The 18,053-nt window shown below is 60.0% G+C and carries 10 protein-coding genes; 1 reads left to right on the forward strand and 9 read right to left on the reverse strand.

Annotated elements, in window-relative coordinates:
- Nucleotides 1–46: 46 nt before the first annotated feature.
- The 7 genes from astE to IAI51_RS15650 form a co-directional block, all read right to left on the reverse strand.
- The gene (gene astE, locus IAI51_RS15620) at nt 47–1,054 is read right to left on the reverse strand and encodes a succinylglutamate desuccinylase (protein WP_187679279.1); all 1,008 of its coding nucleotides are present in this window, start codon (nt 1,052–1,054) and stop codon (nt 47–49) included.
- 12 nt (nt 1,055–1,066) lie between these two features.
- Complete coding sequence (locus IAI51_RS15625; protein WP_016983958.1) at nt 1,067–1,357, reverse strand: hypothetical protein; 291 nt, start codon at nt 1,355–1,357, stop codon at nt 1,067–1,069.
- A gap of 57 nt (nt 1,358–1,414) precedes the next feature.
- Nucleotides 1,415–2,761 carry an N-succinylarginine dihydrolase gene (gene astB, locus IAI51_RS15630; RefSeq protein ID WP_187679280.1) on the reverse strand — a complete coding sequence of 449 codons (1,347 nt, stop codon included), beginning with the start codon at nt 2,759–2,761 and terminating at the stop codon, nt 1,415–1,417.
- Nucleotides 2,762–2,927: 166 nt separating this feature from the next.
- Entirely contained in the window at nt 2,928–4,397 is a 1,470-nt protein-coding gene (gene astD / locus IAI51_RS15635; protein ID WP_187679342.1) for a succinylglutamate-semialdehyde dehydrogenase, read from the reverse strand.
- Nucleotides 4,394–5,419, reverse strand: coding sequence for an arginine N-succinyltransferase (gene astA, locus IAI51_RS15640; protein WP_187679281.1), 1,026 nt, complete (start codon nt 5,417–5,419; stop codon nt 4,394–4,396). Before astA ends, astD begins: the two co-directional genes overlap by 4 nt.
- A 51-nt stretch (nt 5,420–5,470) precedes the next feature.
- The gene (gene aruF / locus IAI51_RS15645; protein ID WP_100847631.1) at nt 5,471–6,490 is read right to left on the reverse strand and encodes an arginine/ornithine succinyltransferase subunit alpha; all 1,020 of its coding nucleotides are present in this window, start codon (nt 6,488–6,490) and stop codon (nt 5,471–5,473) included.
- Between the two features lie 201 nt (nt 6,491–6,691).
- On the reverse strand, nt 6,692–7,912 hold the full coding sequence (locus IAI51_RS15650) for an aspartate aminotransferase family protein (RefSeq protein ID WP_187679282.1): 1,221 nt from the start codon (nt 7,910–7,912) through the stop codon (nt 6,692–6,694).
- Between the two features lie 305 nt (nt 7,913–8,217).
- On the opposite strand from IAI51_RS15650, the gene IAI51_RS15655 reads away from it, so the two are divergent.
- Nucleotides 8,218–16,038, forward strand: coding sequence for a dermonecrotic toxin domain-containing protein (locus IAI51_RS15655; protein WP_187679283.1), 7,821 nt, complete (start codon nt 8,218–8,220; stop codon nt 16,036–16,038).
- 11 nt (nt 16,039–16,049) lie between these two features.
- Here the strand turns inward: IAI51_RS15655 and IAI51_RS15660 are convergent, their stop codons facing one another.
- Complete coding sequence (locus tag IAI51_RS15660) at nt 16,050–17,030, reverse strand: GlxA family transcriptional regulator (RefSeq protein ID WP_187679284.1); 981 nt, start codon at nt 17,028–17,030, stop codon at nt 16,050–16,052.
- 235 nt (nt 17,031–17,265) lie between these two features.
- On the reverse strand, nt 17,266–18,030 hold the full coding sequence (locus IAI51_RS15665) for an ABC transporter ATP-binding protein (RefSeq protein ID WP_102354226.1): 765 nt from the start codon (nt 18,028–18,030) through the stop codon (nt 17,266–17,268).
- Nucleotides 18,031–18,053: the final 23 nt, after the last annotated feature.

Raw genomic sequence — 18,053 nt, forward strand, 5'->3', positions numbered from 1 at the left:
CCTCCATTGAGGCGTTCCCACGCTCTGCGTGGGAACGATCATCACATCAGGCCAGGTTTTCGTCGGTGGCCGGGATGATCAGGATGCCCGCCCGCAGGCCGTTCTTGACCTTGGGATTGGGGAAGATGATCCGCGCGCCCTCTTCCTCGATGATCCAGCGGGTATTGGCCAGATCTTCGGCCAGCACATAACCCACTTCCAGCTCGGAAAAGTTTTCGATGTCCTGCGGCAGGTTCAGGCGGAACGCATCGCTGTGCTTGATGATTTCCCGCGCCACACTGAACAGTTGCAAACCGTCCAGGCCTTCCTCGGCGGCCGGTTCGTTGCCTTCGATGATCTGCTTCAGGCGGGTTTCCAGCAGCGACACATTGACCCCGTCGTTCTGCCCGAACGGTCGCGCCTTGCCCAGTTCCAGCGTGAAGGCCTCGGCATCGAGCTTGTCGTAGGTGTATGAGCTGAACACGATCGACGGTTTGTTCTGCAACAGCACCGCCTCCATGCCCGCAGCGCGCAGGCGTGCCAGTTCGCGGCGGGAATGCTGGCGACCTTCCTTCCACGGGTACAAAGCGAACTGCTCGATCTTCGAACCGCGAATGGCCGTATGCAGGTCATAGTGAAGTCGCTGACGATCCGGCAGGCTGAAGAAGCTCGCCGCCAGTCGTTCCAGCTCACAGGCGCGTATGGCCTCAGAACCGCTGGTTTGTTCATGACGGCCGTTGAACAGCCGATTGACGTCCTGCTCGACGAAGCGCTCACCCTTGCGAATCGCTTCCGGGTTGCCGAACAGGAACAGAATGCGTGCGCGCGGTTTCAAATCGCCGCGTGCGATGTCGTGCAGCAGCCGGTCAAGCAACTCGATCGGCGCTGTTTCGTTGCCATGGATCCCCGCCGATAGCAGTAGATCCAGGCCATTGTCGCGTGCTTCCGGTGGCCGGACTTCCAGCGCACCTTCGCTCAACCAGCGCATCCGCACGCCTTCGACAGTCAGTTGAGTCTTCTCCGCCGGTTCGCGGCCGGCGAGGGTCAGTTCAAGCAGTTTGCCGAGGGCGAGCATAGAGCGGTTTCCTTAGTGGTCGTGGTTGCAATCCGGGCCGTGCACGTGGTCTTCGTCGTCGCCGACGTCAGCCGGTTCCATTTCCAGTTGCAGACTTACCAGATTAGTCGCCAATGGGCGCAGCAGCAGGTTGGCGTACTCGGCGTCGCCTTCTTCGACGTCCACGCCGATCAGCAGTTGGCCACGGCCGTCCTGCTGGATCCACAGCTCTTTGCCTTGCCACATGACCGCGACGCGGGTGCACGAGGTTTGCAGTTGCGTGCCGTCGGTGTCTTCAAGGATCAGCTGCAGGGAATCGCTCATGTTTTTACTCTCTTGGGGAGATAAACCGCGCGCCGCGTTCAGGCGACGCGCCGGCCATCAATTGATCTGGAATGGATAAACCGCGCCCAGTTTAAGGATTTGCGTCAGTTCATCCAGTGCCGTCCGGCATTCAAGCAGCAACTGCGGGTCCGCCAGATCGGTTTCGCTCAGACGGTCGCGGTAGTGCTTTTCAACCCATGCGGTCAACGAACCGTACAACGGGGCCGTCATGATAACGCCTGGGTTGACCGCCGCCAGTTCAGTTTCATTGAGCGCGACGCGTAGACGCAGGCACGCCGGGCCACCACCGTTCTGCATGCTTTGCTTGAGGTCGAAGACTTTCACTTCACGGATCAGGCCGCCGGAGCTGGTCAGGCTTTGCAGGTAGGCCCACACGCGCTCGTTGGCCTGGCACTCTTGCGGCACGATCAACAGCATCGAGCCATCAGGGCGCGACAGCAACTGGCTGTTGAACAGGTACGAACGCACCGCGTCATCCACGGTGACCGCCGAACGCGGCACGCAGATCGACTGGAAGTTGCCGCCGACCTTGGCCAGTTTGCCTTGCAACTCGGCCAGCATCTGCTCGGTGTTGAGGAACGCGTCCTCGTGATAGAACAGCGCCTCGCCGTTGCCCACCGCGATCACATCGTTGTGGAACACACCCTGATCGATCACGTTCGGGTTTTGCTGGGCGTAAACCACGCCTTCGTCACGCAGACCGTGCAGACGCGCAACCGCTTGCGAGGCTTCGAGGGTCTGACGGGCCGGGTACTTTTGCGGTGCCGGGAAACGATTGTCGAAAGCACTGCGACCGAACACGAAGAACTCGACACCGGCCTCGCCGTACTCGCGGCAGAAACGCGTGTGGTTGGCCGCGCCTTCGTCGCCGAACTGCGCCACCGCCGGCAATGCCGCGTGATGGGCGAAGTGTTGCTGATTGGCGAACATCGCGCCGAGTACACGGCTGGTGGTCGGGTGCTCGATACTGCGGTGATATTTGCAGTTGAGGTTGGCGGCAGTGAAATGCACCCGACCGTCAGCGGTGTCGGCACTCGGGCTGACCGTGGCGGCGTTGGCCACCCACATGCTCGACGCCGAGCAACTGGCAACCAGCAACGGCATGGCTTCTTTGGCGGCGCGCTCGATCACTTGAGCGTCGGTGCCGCTGAAACCCAGACGGCGCAGAGCGGCCACGTCCGGACGCTCCTGTGGCGCCAGCACACCTTGCTGAAAGCCCATTTCCATAAGCGCTTTCATTTTCGCCAGGCCTTGCAGCGCGGCTTCCTTCGGATTCGAGGATTGCTGGCTGTTGCTCTGGGACGCCACGTTGCCGTAGGACAGACCGCCGTAGTTATGGGTCGGCCCCACTAGACCGTCAAAATTGACTTCATAGGATTTCATCAGCGAGGCTCCACGAGAATCTGTTGTTATAGGCTTCAGTAACTAACTGTTCAGTGCGACCGCGTCGCGGCTATCGCTGGCAAGCCAGCTCCCACAGGGTTAGCGGTATTCACAGAATTTGTGTACGACGCAATCCTTGTGGGAGCTGGCTTGCCAGCGATGGACGTTACGCCATCTTCACGCCAGGCGTCAGGGTGGCAGGCAACACCAGGCTCGGTGTTTCCAGCGACGCCACCGGGTATGCGCAGTAATCCGCCGCGTAGTAGGCGCTGGCGCGATGGTTGCCCGAGGCACCGACACCGCCGAACGGTGCGCTGCTCGCAGCACCGGTCAGTTGTTTGTTCCAGTTGACGATGCCGGCGCGGCTTTCCAGCCAGAACTGCTGATAGCGATCTTCGGAATCGGACAGCAGACCCGCGGCCAAGCCGTAAGCGGTGTCGTTGGCCTCACTGATCGCGGCAGCGAAATCGGTGTAGCGGATCACTTGCAGCAACGGGCCAAACAGTTCTTCGTCCGGGCGCTCGGCCACAGCGGTCACATCAACAATGCCCGGAGTCAGCAGCGCCGACTGCGCCTGCGGCTGAGTCATCTCCAGCAGCGACACGGCACCGTTGGCCAGCAGATGTTCCTGGGCATCCATCAGCGCTTTCGCCGCACCGAGGGAAATCACTGAGCCCATGAACGGCGCCGGTTGCTGATCGAATGCACCGACCTCGATGGTCGCGCTGACTTCCACCAGACGCTTGAGCAGGCTGTCGCCCCACGCGCCTTGCGGCACCAGCAAGCGACGGGCGCAGGTGCAGCGCTGGCCGGCAGAAATGAACGCCGACTGAATGATCGTGTAAACCGCGGCATCCAGATCAGCGACCTGATCGACCACCAGCGGGTTGTTGCCGCCCATTTCCAGCGCAAGAATCTTGTCCGGGCGCCCGGCGAATTGCTGGTGCAGATGATTGCCGGTGCGGCTCGAACCGGTGAAGAACAAACCGTCGATGCCCGGATTCGCGGCCAGCGCGATACCGGTTTCGCGAGCGCCTTGCAGCAGGTTCAACACGCCGGCCGGCAGACCGGCTTCGATCCAGCACTTGACCGTCAGCTCGGCGACTTTCGGGGTCAGTTCGCTTGGCTTGAACAGCACGCTGTTACCGGCCAGCAGCGCCGGCACGATGTGGCCGTTCGGCAAGTGACCCGGGAAGTTGTAAGGGCCGAACACCGCGACCACGCCGTGGGGTTTGTGGCGCAGCACGGCGGTGGCGTCGCCCAGCGGGCCGCTCTTCTCGCCAGTACGTTCGCGGTAACTCTGTACCGAGATCGCGATCTTGTTGACCATGCTGGTGACTTCAGTCGCGGCTTCCCACAGTGGCTTGCCAGTTTCCTCACCGATGGTGCGGGCCAGTTCGTCGGCGTGGTTTTTCAGCGCGGCGGCGAAAGCTTCCAGAACGCTGATGCGATCTTCCAGCGAACGACGTGCCCAGCCCGGAAATGCCTGGCGCGCAGCCTGCACGGCCGACTCGACCTGAGCCGCGGTGGCGCCCTCCCCCGACCACAGCACTTGCTGGGTCACCGGGTTCAGCGATTGAAAAGCTTCGCCCTGACCGGCCAGCCATTCACCTGCAATGTATAGCGAATTCATTATTTCGACTCCCGAGCAGCGGACAACGCCACGGCGCGCACTTGATCACCAGCGTTGAGTTGAAGACGTTTGGCGGTCTGCTGATCGACCACCAGAGTGCCGGCGGCCAGACGTGCCGGCGCGGCAGTGATGCGGCAGTCTTCGCGCTTGCGGTTATGGATGATGAACGGCGTGGCGTCGTCGCCCGGCGTACCCACGGCCAGCACCAGCGCTTCGCTGTCACGCACTGCGCGGATCTTGCTGGTTTCGCATTCGATGGCCGGGCCGGCGTCGAAGATGTCGACGTAGCCCTGATAGCTGAAACCTTCACTCTTGAGCATCGCCAGCGCCGGCTCGGTGTCCGGGTGAACCTGACCGATGACATTGCGTGCGTCCGGAGACAGGAAGCAGGTGTAGAGCGGGAATTTCGGCATCAGTTCAGCGATGAAGGCCTTATTGCCAACACCGGTCAGGTAATCAGCCTGGCTGAATTCCATCTTGAAGAAGTGCCGGCCCAGGCTTTCCCAGAACGGCGAGCGACCGGCTTCATCCGACACACCGCGCATCTCGGCGATGATCTTGTTGCCGAACAGTTCCGGGAACTCGGCGATGAACAGCATCCGCGCCTTGGACAACATGCGGCCGTTGAGGCCAGTGCGGTAATCGGCGTGCAGGAACAGCGAGCACAGCTCGGAGTTGCCGGTCAGGTCGTTGGCGAGGAACAGCGTCGGGATCTCGCGATAGATGTTCAGCTCTTGCGAAGCACTGACGGTGAGGCCGACACGGAAGTTGTACCAGGGCTCACGCAGACCGACCGCGCCGGCAATGGCAGAAATCCCCACCACGCGGCCGTTGTCATCTTCGAGCACGAACAGGTAGTCCGCGTCGCCACGGCCGGCTTCGCCGCGAAAGGTCTTCTCGGCCCAGCCGACCCGATGGGTCAGGCGCTCTTCGTTGGCCGGCAATGTGGTCAGGCCGGTGCCGGTGCTGCGGGCCAGGTCGATCAGCGCGGATAAATCGCTGCTGCGTACGGGACGAACAATCATGCTATCTCCTCAAACGGGCCGCCTTCGCCACCCGTGAAACTCGCTAAGGCGTTAAACCGCCACCAGGCGCACGCTGGCACCTTCACCGACGCCAAGGGCTTCGGCCGCTTCCATATCCAGCGTCACCGGTTTGCCCGGCGCGTAGTCCAGCTCAAGCAACACGGCGCGGTAATCCTGCAACTGGGCGTTGGCCACCAGATACTGGCGCCCGGCACCTTTGACCGGCTCGCCGATCTTCACTGGCACCACGCGGCTCTGGGCGATCGAACGGATCCCCGAAACACGCGCATGCAGGGTCGGGCCACCGTCGAAAATGTCGATGTAGTGGTCGGTCTCAAAGCCTTCGCGCATCAGGATGTCGAAGGTGATCTGCGCACGCGGGTGCACCTGGCCCATCGCTTCTTGAGCGGAATCCGGCAGCAGCGGCACGTAGATCGGGTAATGCGGCATCAGCTCGGCGAGGAACGTACGGCTTTTCAGCCCGCACAGGCGCTCGGCCTCGGCGTAGTTGAGGTCGAAGAAGTTGCGACCAATGGCGTCCCAGAACGGCGAGTCGCCATTCTCGTCGCTGTAACCGACGATCTCGGTCACCACCGAATCAGCAAAACGCTCCGGGTGGCTGGCGACAAACAGCAGACGGCCACGGGAGTTGAGCTCCGACCAAGGCGAACCCACCAGCTCGCGCTGCACGTAGAAACTGGTCAGCAAGCTGTTGCCGGTCAGGTCGTGGCATTGCGAAAGCACGTGGATCTTGTTGTGGATCTTCAACTCGCGGGAAGCGTGGACGAAGGTCTCGTTGCGGAAGCTGTAGAACGGCTCCGAATAACCCGCCGAGGCAACGATGGCCGAGCAGCCGACCAGTTTGCCGGTGGCGGTGTCTTCAAGGACGAAGAAGTAGCTCTCTTCACCGTTAAAGCTCACTTCGGCGGCGAACGAGGCTTCGCTCGCGGCGATCTTGTCGCTCAGACGTTCCACGTCATCCGGCAAGGAAGTGACACCAATCGGGCTGTCCGCAGCCAGACGCTGTACCTCGCCCAGATCAGCCATTTGTGCGGGGCGCATCACCAGCATGGTGTCACTCCTTTCTCTTCTAAAATTTACTGAAAAAAACACCGGACCTTGTAGGAGTGAGCCTGCTCGCGATTGCGGTCTGTCAGTAACCTATGAATCGACTGACATAGCGCAATCGCGAGCAGGCTCACTCCTACATTTGATCGGGGCCGGCATAAAAATTTGATCGACGCCTGAAATGTTCAGGCGCCGAAGGGTCTATCAAGCTTGCGTCAATTTCGCTGCAGCACGTTCGAAGCGGTCCAGGCCGGCATCGATGTCGGCGTCTTCCACCACCAGGCTCGGGGCGAAACGGATTACGTCCGGGCCGGCTTGCAGAATCATCAGGCCTTCTTTTTCAGCGGCGTTGAAGATGTCCTTGGCCTTGCCTTTCCAGGCATCGCTCAGTACGCAACCGATCAGCAGACCAAGGCCACGCACCTGAGTGAACAGGCCGTACTTCTCGCCGATCTGCTGCAGACGCGTCTTGAACTTGTCGTGCTTGGCATTCACGCCATTCAACACTTCAGGGGTGTTGATCACGTCGATCACCGCTTCCGCGACGGCGCACGCCAGCGGGTTGCCGCCGTAAGTGGTGCCGTGGGTGCCGACGACCAGATGTTTGGCCAGCGCTTCGGTGGTCAGCATCGCCGCGATCGGGAAACCGCCGCCCAGGCTCTTGGCGCTGGTCAGGATGTCCGGAGTCACGCCGTAATGCTGGTAGGCGAACAGCTTGCCGCTGCGGCCCATGCCGGTCTGCACTTCGTCGAACACCAGCAGCGCGTTGTTGGCGTCGCACAGTTCGCGGGCACCTTGCAGGTAAGCCAGTTCGGCCGGCAGTACGCCGCCCTCGCCCTGGATCGGCTCCAGCACGACCGCACAGGTCTTGTCGGAAACCGCCGCTTTCAGCGCAGCCAGGTCGTTGTAAGGAACGTGGGTGATGCCAGTGATTTTCGGGCCGAAACCGTCGGAGTACTTCGACTGGCCACCGACGTTAACGGTGAACAGGGTACGGCCGTGGAAGCTGTTCAGCGCGGCGATGATTTCGTACTTCTCGCTGCCGAAACGGTCGAATGCCACGCGACGGGCCAGCTTGAACGCGGCCTCGTTGGCTTCGGCGCCAGAGTTGCAGAAGAACACGCGCTCGGCGAACGTGGCGTCGATCAGCTTGTGCGCCAGACGCAGGGCCGGCTCGTTGGTGAACACGTTGGAGACGTGCCACAGCTTGTTCGCTTGCTCGGTCAAGGCACCGACCAGCGCCGGGTGCGCGTGGCCCAATACGTTGACGGCGATGCCGCCAGCAAAGTCGATCAGCTCGCGGCCGGCCTGATCCCAGACGCGGGAACCGGCGCCACGCACCGGAATGAAAGCGGCAGGCGCGTAGTTGGGAACCATAACCTGGTCGAAATCGGCGCGTTGTACCGCAGCGTGCTCAACGGACATCGGAGTCTCCTGATGAGGGCCACCCGCCTGAAACTGGCGAGCGATGGGGGGATTGTAAGGACAGTTTTCAGCCCGGCCTTGCCGCCAAGCGACAACTTCTTATAGCGCAAACCCCGGATTTTCCCGGGTTTACGGCAATGCGACATATAGCGTCGCAAAGGCGCAGTTTAAACCGGCGCTGCCGATTTGCGGCAGGCCGGGAAGGATATCAACTCAACGCCATACCACCGGTATAAATATGTACCGCACCTTCTGCGCATCACTCTGATTTGCTTGGCACTTTCCAGACGCCAAGGATTGGTCCGATGCACCCGACTGAAGAACAGCACACCGCCACCCGCGATACCGCTTACTCACAGCAACCTGACAGCCATTATCTGCACCTGCAGGCGAACATGCCCGAGTGGCTGGGCAACGCCTCTGCTGCCAGGCGCCAGGCCCTCAAGGCGACTCAACCCCTATTGCCCCTCAAGTTGCAGGCAGTACCGGTGGCGCAGCAACAGGTGCTGAAGGCGCTCAATGCCGAACAGTGGACAGCACAAAACGATGTCGACCGAACGCTTGAACACTTCCAGGACGCCAGCGCCTTCGCAGAGCCCTTGCTCAAAGCCGCACTGAAAGACGAATTTGATCTGGATCTGGACGTCAGAACCACGTTCCTGCACCTGTACATCCCGGCCACCACGGCGCTGCTGTCGATCAAGACCGGCGCCCGCACCTGGACGGTGTCGCTGCTGGACGCGGCGCTGCATAACTTCGAAGAGAAGGAAACCGAAGACAGCGCCTATGAAGCCGATTCAGCCTTCATCACCAAACCGTTGCCCAGCGGCCAGTTCGACACCCTGCCCTCGATCAAGCAAAAGCTCAGCATCGCGGCGTTCACCCGGCTCTGCCGAAAGCTGGATATCGGCACGCAGTACAAAACCTGGCTGGAAGACCACCTGGGGTTCAATGATGAAGAGAAAGCCTCGGCGTTGCGCCTCAAGATCGATAAAAGCCAGCAAACCGCGCTGAAGACTGCCCTGCAGTTTGCCCGGATGAGCGGCGATATCAGCGAAAGTTACTGGCGCACCATCACCGCACTGGTCGAGGGCGTGCAGCATTTGCGGATCAATGGGCAGCGCCTGCTCAGCCATGACCTGACGATGATGTCCGCGCCACTCACCGGGATTGTCGTGTTTGCCCCGGTTGCCGATGAGGCTCGCAGCCTGGCGCGGGTGGTGGCCTGGGTGCCGGATGATCCTGAACACCCGATCAAGGAATACACCTCGTCGGCCGAACTGGAGATCGAACTCACGCGACAACTGCGTTCCCGCGACTATCAGACCTTCTTCAGTCGCTTCATCAATCACGAACAGCGCGGCTTTTTCTTCTCCAGCCTGAACTCCCGCCTGAGCCAGGTGAAATGGCACGAACCCGAAGCCGGCAGTTCGAAGCCGACGTGGCGCGACGCGCCGTTCGACAGACCCGACCTACAACTGGCCGCTATGCCCATCAGCGCAGCGTTATGGGAACACCTCTATCAAGGCAAACTGAACAAGATCCTCAATGACGCCGGGGTCATCGCTGTCGCGACCGCCACGGTCGATTCGAAAGTACGCTGGGCGCTGTGGGACTCGTTCGTCGGCATTGCCTCGACGATTCTGCAGACCGCCGCGTTTATCATCGCGCCATTCGTACCGGTGCTGGGCGAGATGATGATGGCCTACATGGCCTATCAGTTTCTCGATGAAATGTTCGAAGGCATTGTCGATTGGGCGCAGGGGCAGACCAGCGAAGCGCTGACTCATCTGTTCGGATGCCTGGAGTCGCTGATCCAGCTCGGCGCATTTGCCGTGGGCGGCGTCATTGCCATGGGCGAGTTTCGCAATGTCCTGCCGCGCGAGATCGTCGCCTTCATTGATTCCTTCAAACCTGTGCAACTGCCCAACGGCAAAACCCTTTACTGGAAACCGGATCTGACCCGCTACCGGCAGCAAGATTTGCCGGCGCCCGACGCGCGCCCTTCTCGCCTCGGCTTGCACGAACACAAGGGAAAACTGTTACTGCCCATCGAGCAGGGCCACTATGCCGTCAATGAAAGTCCGATCCCGGGCCAGTACCGCATTGAACATCCGACCCGCCCTGACGCTTACCAACCCAAGGTGCGACACAACGGCGACGGTGCCTGGCACACCGAGTTCGAACAACCACTGGCCTGGGACAGCGATACGGCGTTGCGCCGCATCGGTCATTCGATGGAGTCACTCACTCCAGCCCGCCGCGCACGGATTCTTGAGGTCAGCGGTTTCAATGCAGATGCACTGCGCAAGATGCATGTCGAACAGGAATCACTGCCACCGCTATTGGCCGACAGCATCACGCGCTTCAAGATCGATCAGGATCTGCAGACATTTATCGATCAACTGGACAGTGATCTGCCTGAACAATACCGCGCCGCCGACCCGGCGGCGCAGTTGCAATTACTCACTGAGCACGGCCGTTGGCCTGCCGACAAACGGCTTCGTTGGCTGGACAAACAAGGGGACGCCATTTGGCAATCCTCCAACGACGAAACCCTGCCGGTCATCGATCTGAATCAGGCCAACCTGATAAACGATGACGTTCTGCAAACGTTGCTCCATGCGCTTGACGAACAGCAAGGCAAAGCCCTGCTCGGCGAGGCGTTTGGCGGCCCTGATCTCGCTATAGAGGTGCGTACTCGGGAGTTGCGCAAGCAATTGTCGCAAACGGCCAAAGAGCAACGCAGTGCGATGTTCGAATCCCGTTATCAGGCGAGCGAGCAATCCGACGACCCGCTGGCCCTCAGAATTACCCAACATCAACCCGCGCTACCCAGTCGCGTTACCCAGGAATTGCTCAACACCGCAACCGGTGACGAACTGTTGCAAATCAACGACGGGCAACTGCCCGAACGCCAGCAGACTCTTATGCAGACAGCCAGTGAAGAGGTGCGCGTGACGCGCGCTTTTGAGGGGTTGGAGCTGGATTCGGTGAGCAACCCGGATACCGACACTTTGGTGCTGCACAGTCTCGCCCGCCTGACTGGCTGGAGCGGCGAGGTGCGCATGGAAATCCGCGACCTGACCTTCGAAGGCAAAATGCTCGACAGCAGCGGACGCGCGGATGCGCCGGTGCAAAAAATCCTTGTCCGCCAGACTGACGGCACTTATCAGCCGTTTGATGAGCAAGCCCAGGAGCTTCATTCGGCGACCGATCTGTACAACGCCATTCTCTACGCCCTGCCGGATACCGAGCGCCAGGCGCTGGATATCCAGATTGGCCAGACCGCCCGACTGAAAAACGCGATCCGCGCAAATCCTCTGGACCGAGGCGATCTGCGCGTGGCGATATCTTTGCCGCCAGCCGAGCAGCCACCCATTGATACCCTGCGCCTGGTGGGCCATAGAGGTTATCCGCAGGCCCCCAATGTGCTCAGCATTGAACCACTTGGCTTCTTTGCGAACCTGGTTGCCGAAGACGGGGTTGCCATCACCAATGAGCGACGCGTGCAGTCGATTTATAGCGGACTGTCCGATCAGGAGGCACAAACATTCATTGCAGGGTTTGGAAATGACCCGATTGCCCTGACCAACGAACTGGCCCGTCTGCGCACCGAGGCCAGCCGGCTCAGTGATGACCTGCGCCGCTGGGAGCGCGAAATTCCGGCGAATGACCCTGCAAGCGGTTTGCCATTAACCGACATTCAACGTCGGGCGGCGGAGCAAAACCGTCAAGCGCTCAGGAGCGCCATCGAACGTTGCTGGCGCCGCCAGGCTCGGAGTGCCGCCGGTTACATTCTGCAGATCACGGAGCCGGTACTGGGCGATCTGCCCATCTTGAATGCCGACTTCAGCCACATTTCCGTGCTTACCATCAATGGCAGCGCCAGCACCGGCGCCATCGATTCGTTCTTGCAGCAGTTCCCGCGCCTGCTGTACCTCGACATGCAAAACCTCAGCTTGCCTGGCCTGCCGCCGGGCATCACTTCAATGCCCACGTTGCGGCACCTGATCATGCGCAACTGTGGCATCCGGTTTTCGGCAGCGGACCAATCCCTGTTATCCGCCTTGACCGAACTCTCACTGCTGGATTTGCAGGACAACCCCCTGGGCGTCCCCCCCGAGATAAACACGCTGCCGGCGTTGCGCCTGGTCAACCTCACCAATACCGACATTGCGACCCTTCCAACCGGTCTGCTCGATCATCCGTTACTGGTCACCGGCAGATTCGGCGGCAACCGGATCACTGAAATTCCCGATGGATTTTTCACGCTGAACAATCTGCTGAGTGAAGGGTTCAGTTTTGGCAACAATCCACTGTCCGCTGCTACCCGTGAACAGGTAAAAATTTTCTATAGCCGCACCCAGAGGCAATTCGACGTAATGGCCGAGTGGGCAGACATCGAACGTACCGTCGAATTGTTCCCCAACCTCAACGCCATTCAAGCCAATGACCTGCTGTATCAGTTACCCGGAACACTGGCGCAAGGTCGGGCACAACTCGCAAGCTGGGAGACCGAAGTGGCGCAGTTACGCGCCGACATCGCGCAATGGGTCTCCGACGCGCCGACCGACTCTGCAGCGACGGGACAGCCACTGACAATCGAGGAGCAGGCAAGTGAACGCTCCGCCAGAGTGGAACTGGGAAACAGGCTTGAGCGATTCTGGCGCACCCGGTCGTCTCAATCCCCCCTCACCCGTGACAGCCATTTTGTGGCGAAACTCGACTTCAGCGGCGACATGCCAACACTGAGCGCAGACTTCAGCCATGTCTCCAGGCTCACCCTCACGGGCAACCAGAACAATTCAGCCATGACGGCGTTCCTGCAACACTTTCCGTCTCTGAACATTCTGGAGCTGCGCTTTGTCGATCTGGAGCCCAATGCCCTGGCAGCCTTGCACCTGCCTCAACTCAATACCCTTGAGTTGATGCACTGCGGGGTGGTCATGAGTCCCGAAACCCAGTCCGCGTTGGTCTCGATGACCCAATTGGAAACCCTGGAACTGAGCAACAATCCGTTAGGCACATTTTTTGATGTGAACCTGTTGCCCGCCCTGACCTACCTTGATCTTTCCTCGACCGCCATTTCCGAAGTTCCGCCGGGGCTCGCCGACAAGGCCAACCTGCGCACCGCAATTTTCAGCAACAACCGCATCACCGACATACCCGATGGGATTTTCGAGCTCCCCGCCAATCGCACCGACGGGATCGATTTTGCCTACAACCCACTTTCGGCAGCGACACGCAACCGCATAAAAACCTACTACCGCATAACCGCACAAGACTTCGACGTATTGGCCGATGCGGCGGATATCAGCCTGACGCGAGAGCTGTTTCCGTCATTAGACCAGCAGGAAGCCAGCGAAATGATCTATGACTTGCCCGGTACCCTGGCAGACAGTCGTCAGCAGTTGAATGTGTGGAAAGTGGAGCTGGACACGCTGAAAGCGGACCTCAATACCTGGGCCACTCAGGCACCGACGCATCATCCGGTGACCGGTGAAATGCTCACGGGTATCGAGCTCTATGGGGACTACGAGTCCAGATCGGAATTCAAGCAACACCTGGAAAACTTCTGGCAAAACAGGTCGAACACCACCGGCAGACGCGAAGACACCTTCGGCGCGCGATTGACCTTCCTCGGGGACATGCCACAACTGACGGCGGACTTCACCCACGTTTCAAGACTCAACCTGGCAGGCAACCGCGCCATCGGCAGCATCGACCGGTTCCTTGAGCTGTTTCCCCATGCTGCCGTTCTGGAAATGCAGGACTTCTCATTGGGGCAAGTGCCTGACTGCCTGACTCACATGCCGGAACTCAAGGAGCTGACCCTGGCTCGATGCAACGTGACGCTCACGGCTGAGGGGCAGACAGTACTGAACGCCCTGAGCGACCTTGAGCTTCTCGATCTGAGCGGCAATCCGCTGGCCATCCCCCCTGATCTGGCAGCCCTGCCGGCACTGAGCGACGTGCGTCTTGCCAACACCGGTATTTCCACCCTGCCCAACGGCCTCGTCCAACACCCCAACCTGAGGAGCGCTCTGCTCAACGGCAACCAGATCAGCGAGTTGCCCGAAGCTTTTTTTGATCTCGACATTGATCTCGCCGACGGCCTGGACCTGGCCAACAACCCGCTATCGCAGGCCAGTCGCAATCGAATCAAGGCCCATTACGCGACCATCGGACATGACTTTGGTGTGCTGCCCGATGTGACCGATATCGTCAGAGCACAATCACTGTTTCCCACGCTGGACATCGAAGACGCCAGCAACATGATCTATCACTTGCCCGGAACGCTGGAGGCTGGCAGCGCCCAGCTCGTGCGCTGGGAAACGGAAGTCACCGCAATGGTCAGCGACCTCGCCACATGGACCGAACGCATTCCGGCGCGCAACCCTTCGACCGGCCGATTCATTGACGCCGTCGACAGGGCGACACAGCGCATTGCCCGTCATACGTTCAGCCTGGAACTGGAGAAGTTCTGGCGCAGCCGTTACACCGACCGCTCACAATTTCGATCCAACACGTTCGCCGCCACAATAACCTTTACCGGTGATCTGCCTGTGCTGAAAGCGGACTTCAGCCATGTCGTCCAGTTATCACTGACGGGAAACATCGACCTGAATGTCCCGGACGGTTTCCTTGACGCTTTTACCGGGGTGACCGGGCTGGAAATGCGCAACGTCGCCTTGGGCCGCGTACCTCAGGCGATCAAACAGATGCCGTCGCTCAAGTCACTCGTCCTGAGTGAATGCGCTGTCGTATTCGACGCCCCGGGCCAGGCGGCGCTGTCCTCCTTGCCCCGCTTGCGATCGCTGGACATGTACAGCAATCCATTGGGTAGCGTGCCAGACCTGTCGGCGCACACAGCACTCAATTTCGTTGATCTTTCCAAAACGGGAATTACCCATGTTCCAGCCGGCCTGGCTGAGCTGGCGGATCTGGAAACGGCGTTATTGAATGAAAACCGCATCGAGGATCTGCCGGACGCGCTCTTCAATCTCTCCGCCAAAACCGTGGATGGCATTGATCTGAGCGACAACCCGCTGTCCGCCGCCGCTCGGGAACGAATAAAAACCTGGTATCAAACCAACGGCAATGTGTTTGGCGTATCGGTCGACCCGGCAGATATGGCACTGGCGCGCGTGCTGTATCCACATTTAACCGATTTCCGCCTCAACAATATTGTGTACAGCCTGCCAGGGACACTGGCCGACGGGCGCCTTGAGCTGATCCGCAGGCAGACAGAGATCGCCACACTGGTCAGCGATCTTGAAGCCTGGACGAACGAGATCCCCACCGCCCCCGACACCGATATCCCCTTGGCGGGCGATAGCCTGAACCAGGAGAAAGAGCGCCGGGTGCAATTCAAGAAAGGTATCGAACAATGCTGGCGCCGCATCGTGACCGAAGGCCAATACGAGTTCGACTTCACCTTCAATTTGCCCATCACAGGCGAACTACCGGAACTGTCGGCGGACTTTGCGCACGTACGCTCGCTGATTCTGACCAGTGCCGGCGACATTGCCCCGCGTGCCGGGGAATTCTTGAACCGCTTCGCGCATCTGGAAAAACTGGCCATGCAGGGCTACCGCCTGGATGACATTCCCTCAGCGGTTTTCAACATGCCAAATCTCACGTCCTTGAGCTTGCCCGAATGCCGCATCACTTTGACTCACCAATCAGTGGAAGGCCTGGGCGCCTTGAGTCGCCTTGACAGACTGGTGTTACGCGACAACCCGCTCGGCCTGGCACCTGACCTCGGGGGCATGACCCATCTGTCCTGGCTGGACTTGAGCAATAGCCAGATCAGCGAACTGCCCCAAGGATTGTTCAACGCCGCTAACCTGCAATATGCCAACCTGGCCAATAACATCATCGTCGAGTTGCCGATGGAGATGCCGCTCTCCGCCCCGTACACCCCGACGACGCTCATCGTCGATGGCAATCCGTTATCGGTAGAAAGCCTGCAGCGTCTGGAAAGCTATCAGACGCAAAAAGCCACACTCATCGAAAGTCAGAGGCTGCAACAACAGCTCGACGACTCGGGAGACTCTTCGCTTTCCGTTGGACGCGAACAATCATTCACGTCTACCGGGCCATCGGAATCTTCGGCCTGAGTCGCCAACGGTCAGCCGCGTTCTGGCGGCACCGATGACAATTCGAACGGGCTGCTGCTGCGCCGCTGGTTGCGATCTTCCCGCGGCGTGGCGCCGAAGAAGTTGCGGTAGGCGCTGGAGAAATGCGGCCCCGAGGAGAAGCCGCACGACAGGCCGATCTGGATAATCGACTTGCTGGTTTGCATCAACATCTGCCGGGCCTTGTTCAGGCGCAGTTCCAGGTAGTACTGGCTCGGCACGCGGTTGAGGTACTGCTTGAAGATCCGCTCCAACTGCCGACGGGATACGCACACATGCTGGGCGATTTCGTCGGTGGTCAGCGGCTCTTCGATGTTGGCTTCCATCAGCAACACGGCTTGCGTGAGCTTCGGATGACTGGAGCCGAGACGGTTCTGCAACGGAATACGCTGACGCTCGCCGCCCTCGCGGATGCGCTCGACCACCAGTTCTTCCGACACCGCACCGGCCAGTTCCGCACCGTGGTCACGGGCCAGCACTGCCAGCAACAAATCGAGCACCGACATGCCGCCGCATGCGGTCAGGCGATCGCGATCCCAATCGAACAGATGACTGGTGGCGATGACTTTCGGGAAGCGTTCGGCGAAATCGTCCTGCCAGCGCCAGTGCACGGCGGCGCGATAACCGTCGAGCAAGCCCAGTTGCGCCAACGGGTACACACCGGCCGACAGACCGCCGATCACACAACCGGCACGCACCAGTTGCTTGAGCGCACTGCTCAGTGGCGAGGCCAGCGAAGTTGGCGGCTCATCGGCAAGCAGGAACAGTTTCTGGAAGTTCTCGAGCTTGCCGGCCCACGGTTCGCCGGGTAATTGCCAGGCGCCTTCGACGGGCGGCTCGGCCTGCAAGAACGACAGTTCGTAAACCACGTCCGGGTGCACCCGCTGCGCAACACGCAAGGCCTCCTCCGCCAGCGCCAGCGTCAACGCTTTAGTGCTGGGCCAAATCAGGAAACCAATTCGATGGGCAGTCATGGGCGGGCAATCCGAAACGAGGAACGGTGATGAAGGCAAGGGCCAATGCTAGCCCGAAAATGAACACAAATCTTGAGTCTGACGGAGATCACCTGTAGGAGCTGTCGAGTGAAACGAGGCTGCGATCTTTTGATTTTGGTTTTTGAAGATCAAAAGATCGCAGCCTGCGGCAGCTCCTACAGGGGAACCCGGTCGGCGAAGCATGCACTATTCCGGTGCATACCGGCAGTCCTGATTACTTGAGGCTACCCGAGAGGAACTGTTGCAGCCGCTCCGACTGCGGATTAACCAGCACTTCGCGCGGGTTGCCGCTTTCTTCAACAACACCTTTGTGCAGGAACACCAACTGGTTCGACACTTCACGGGCAAAGCCCATTTCGTGCGTCACCACAACCATGGTGCGGCCTTCCTGAGCCAGCGCCTGCATCACCTTGAGCACGTCACCGACCAGTTCCGGGTCAAGCGCCGAAGTCGGTTCGTCGAACAGCATGACTTCCGGCTCCATCGCCAGCGCACGGGCAATCGCCACACGCTGCTGCTCGCCACCGGACATGTGCCCCGGGAACGCATCCTTACGATGAGCCACGCCAACCTTGTTCAGGTAGTGCTCGGCTTTCTCGCGGGCTTCAGCCTTGGACACGCCCAGTACGTGCACCGGCGCTTCCATGATGTTTTCAATCGCGGTCATGTGCGACCACAGGTTGAAATGCTGGAACACCATCGACAGACGCGAACGCATGCGTTGCAACTGCTTCGGATCAGCGGCTTTCAGCGCGCCGTCCTTGTTGGCCACCAGTTTCAGCTCTTCGTTATTGAGCAGAATCTTGCCCGCGTGCGGCTGCTCAAGCAGGTTGATGCAACGCAGGAAAGTACTTTTGCCGGAGCCACTGGAGCCGATGATGCTGATCACATCGCCGGCTGCCGCTTTCAGGGAAACACCCTTGAGCACTTCGTGACTGCCATAGCGTTTATGCAGGTCTTGGACTTCAAGTTTGTACATGCGGTCGGTTCTCACAAAAACAG

The organism is Pseudomonas sp. N40(2020), from assembly GCF_014472415.1.
In the GTDB taxonomy this organism is placed as follows: domain Bacteria; phylum Pseudomonadota; class Gammaproteobacteria; order Pseudomonadales; family Pseudomonadaceae; genus Aquipseudomonas.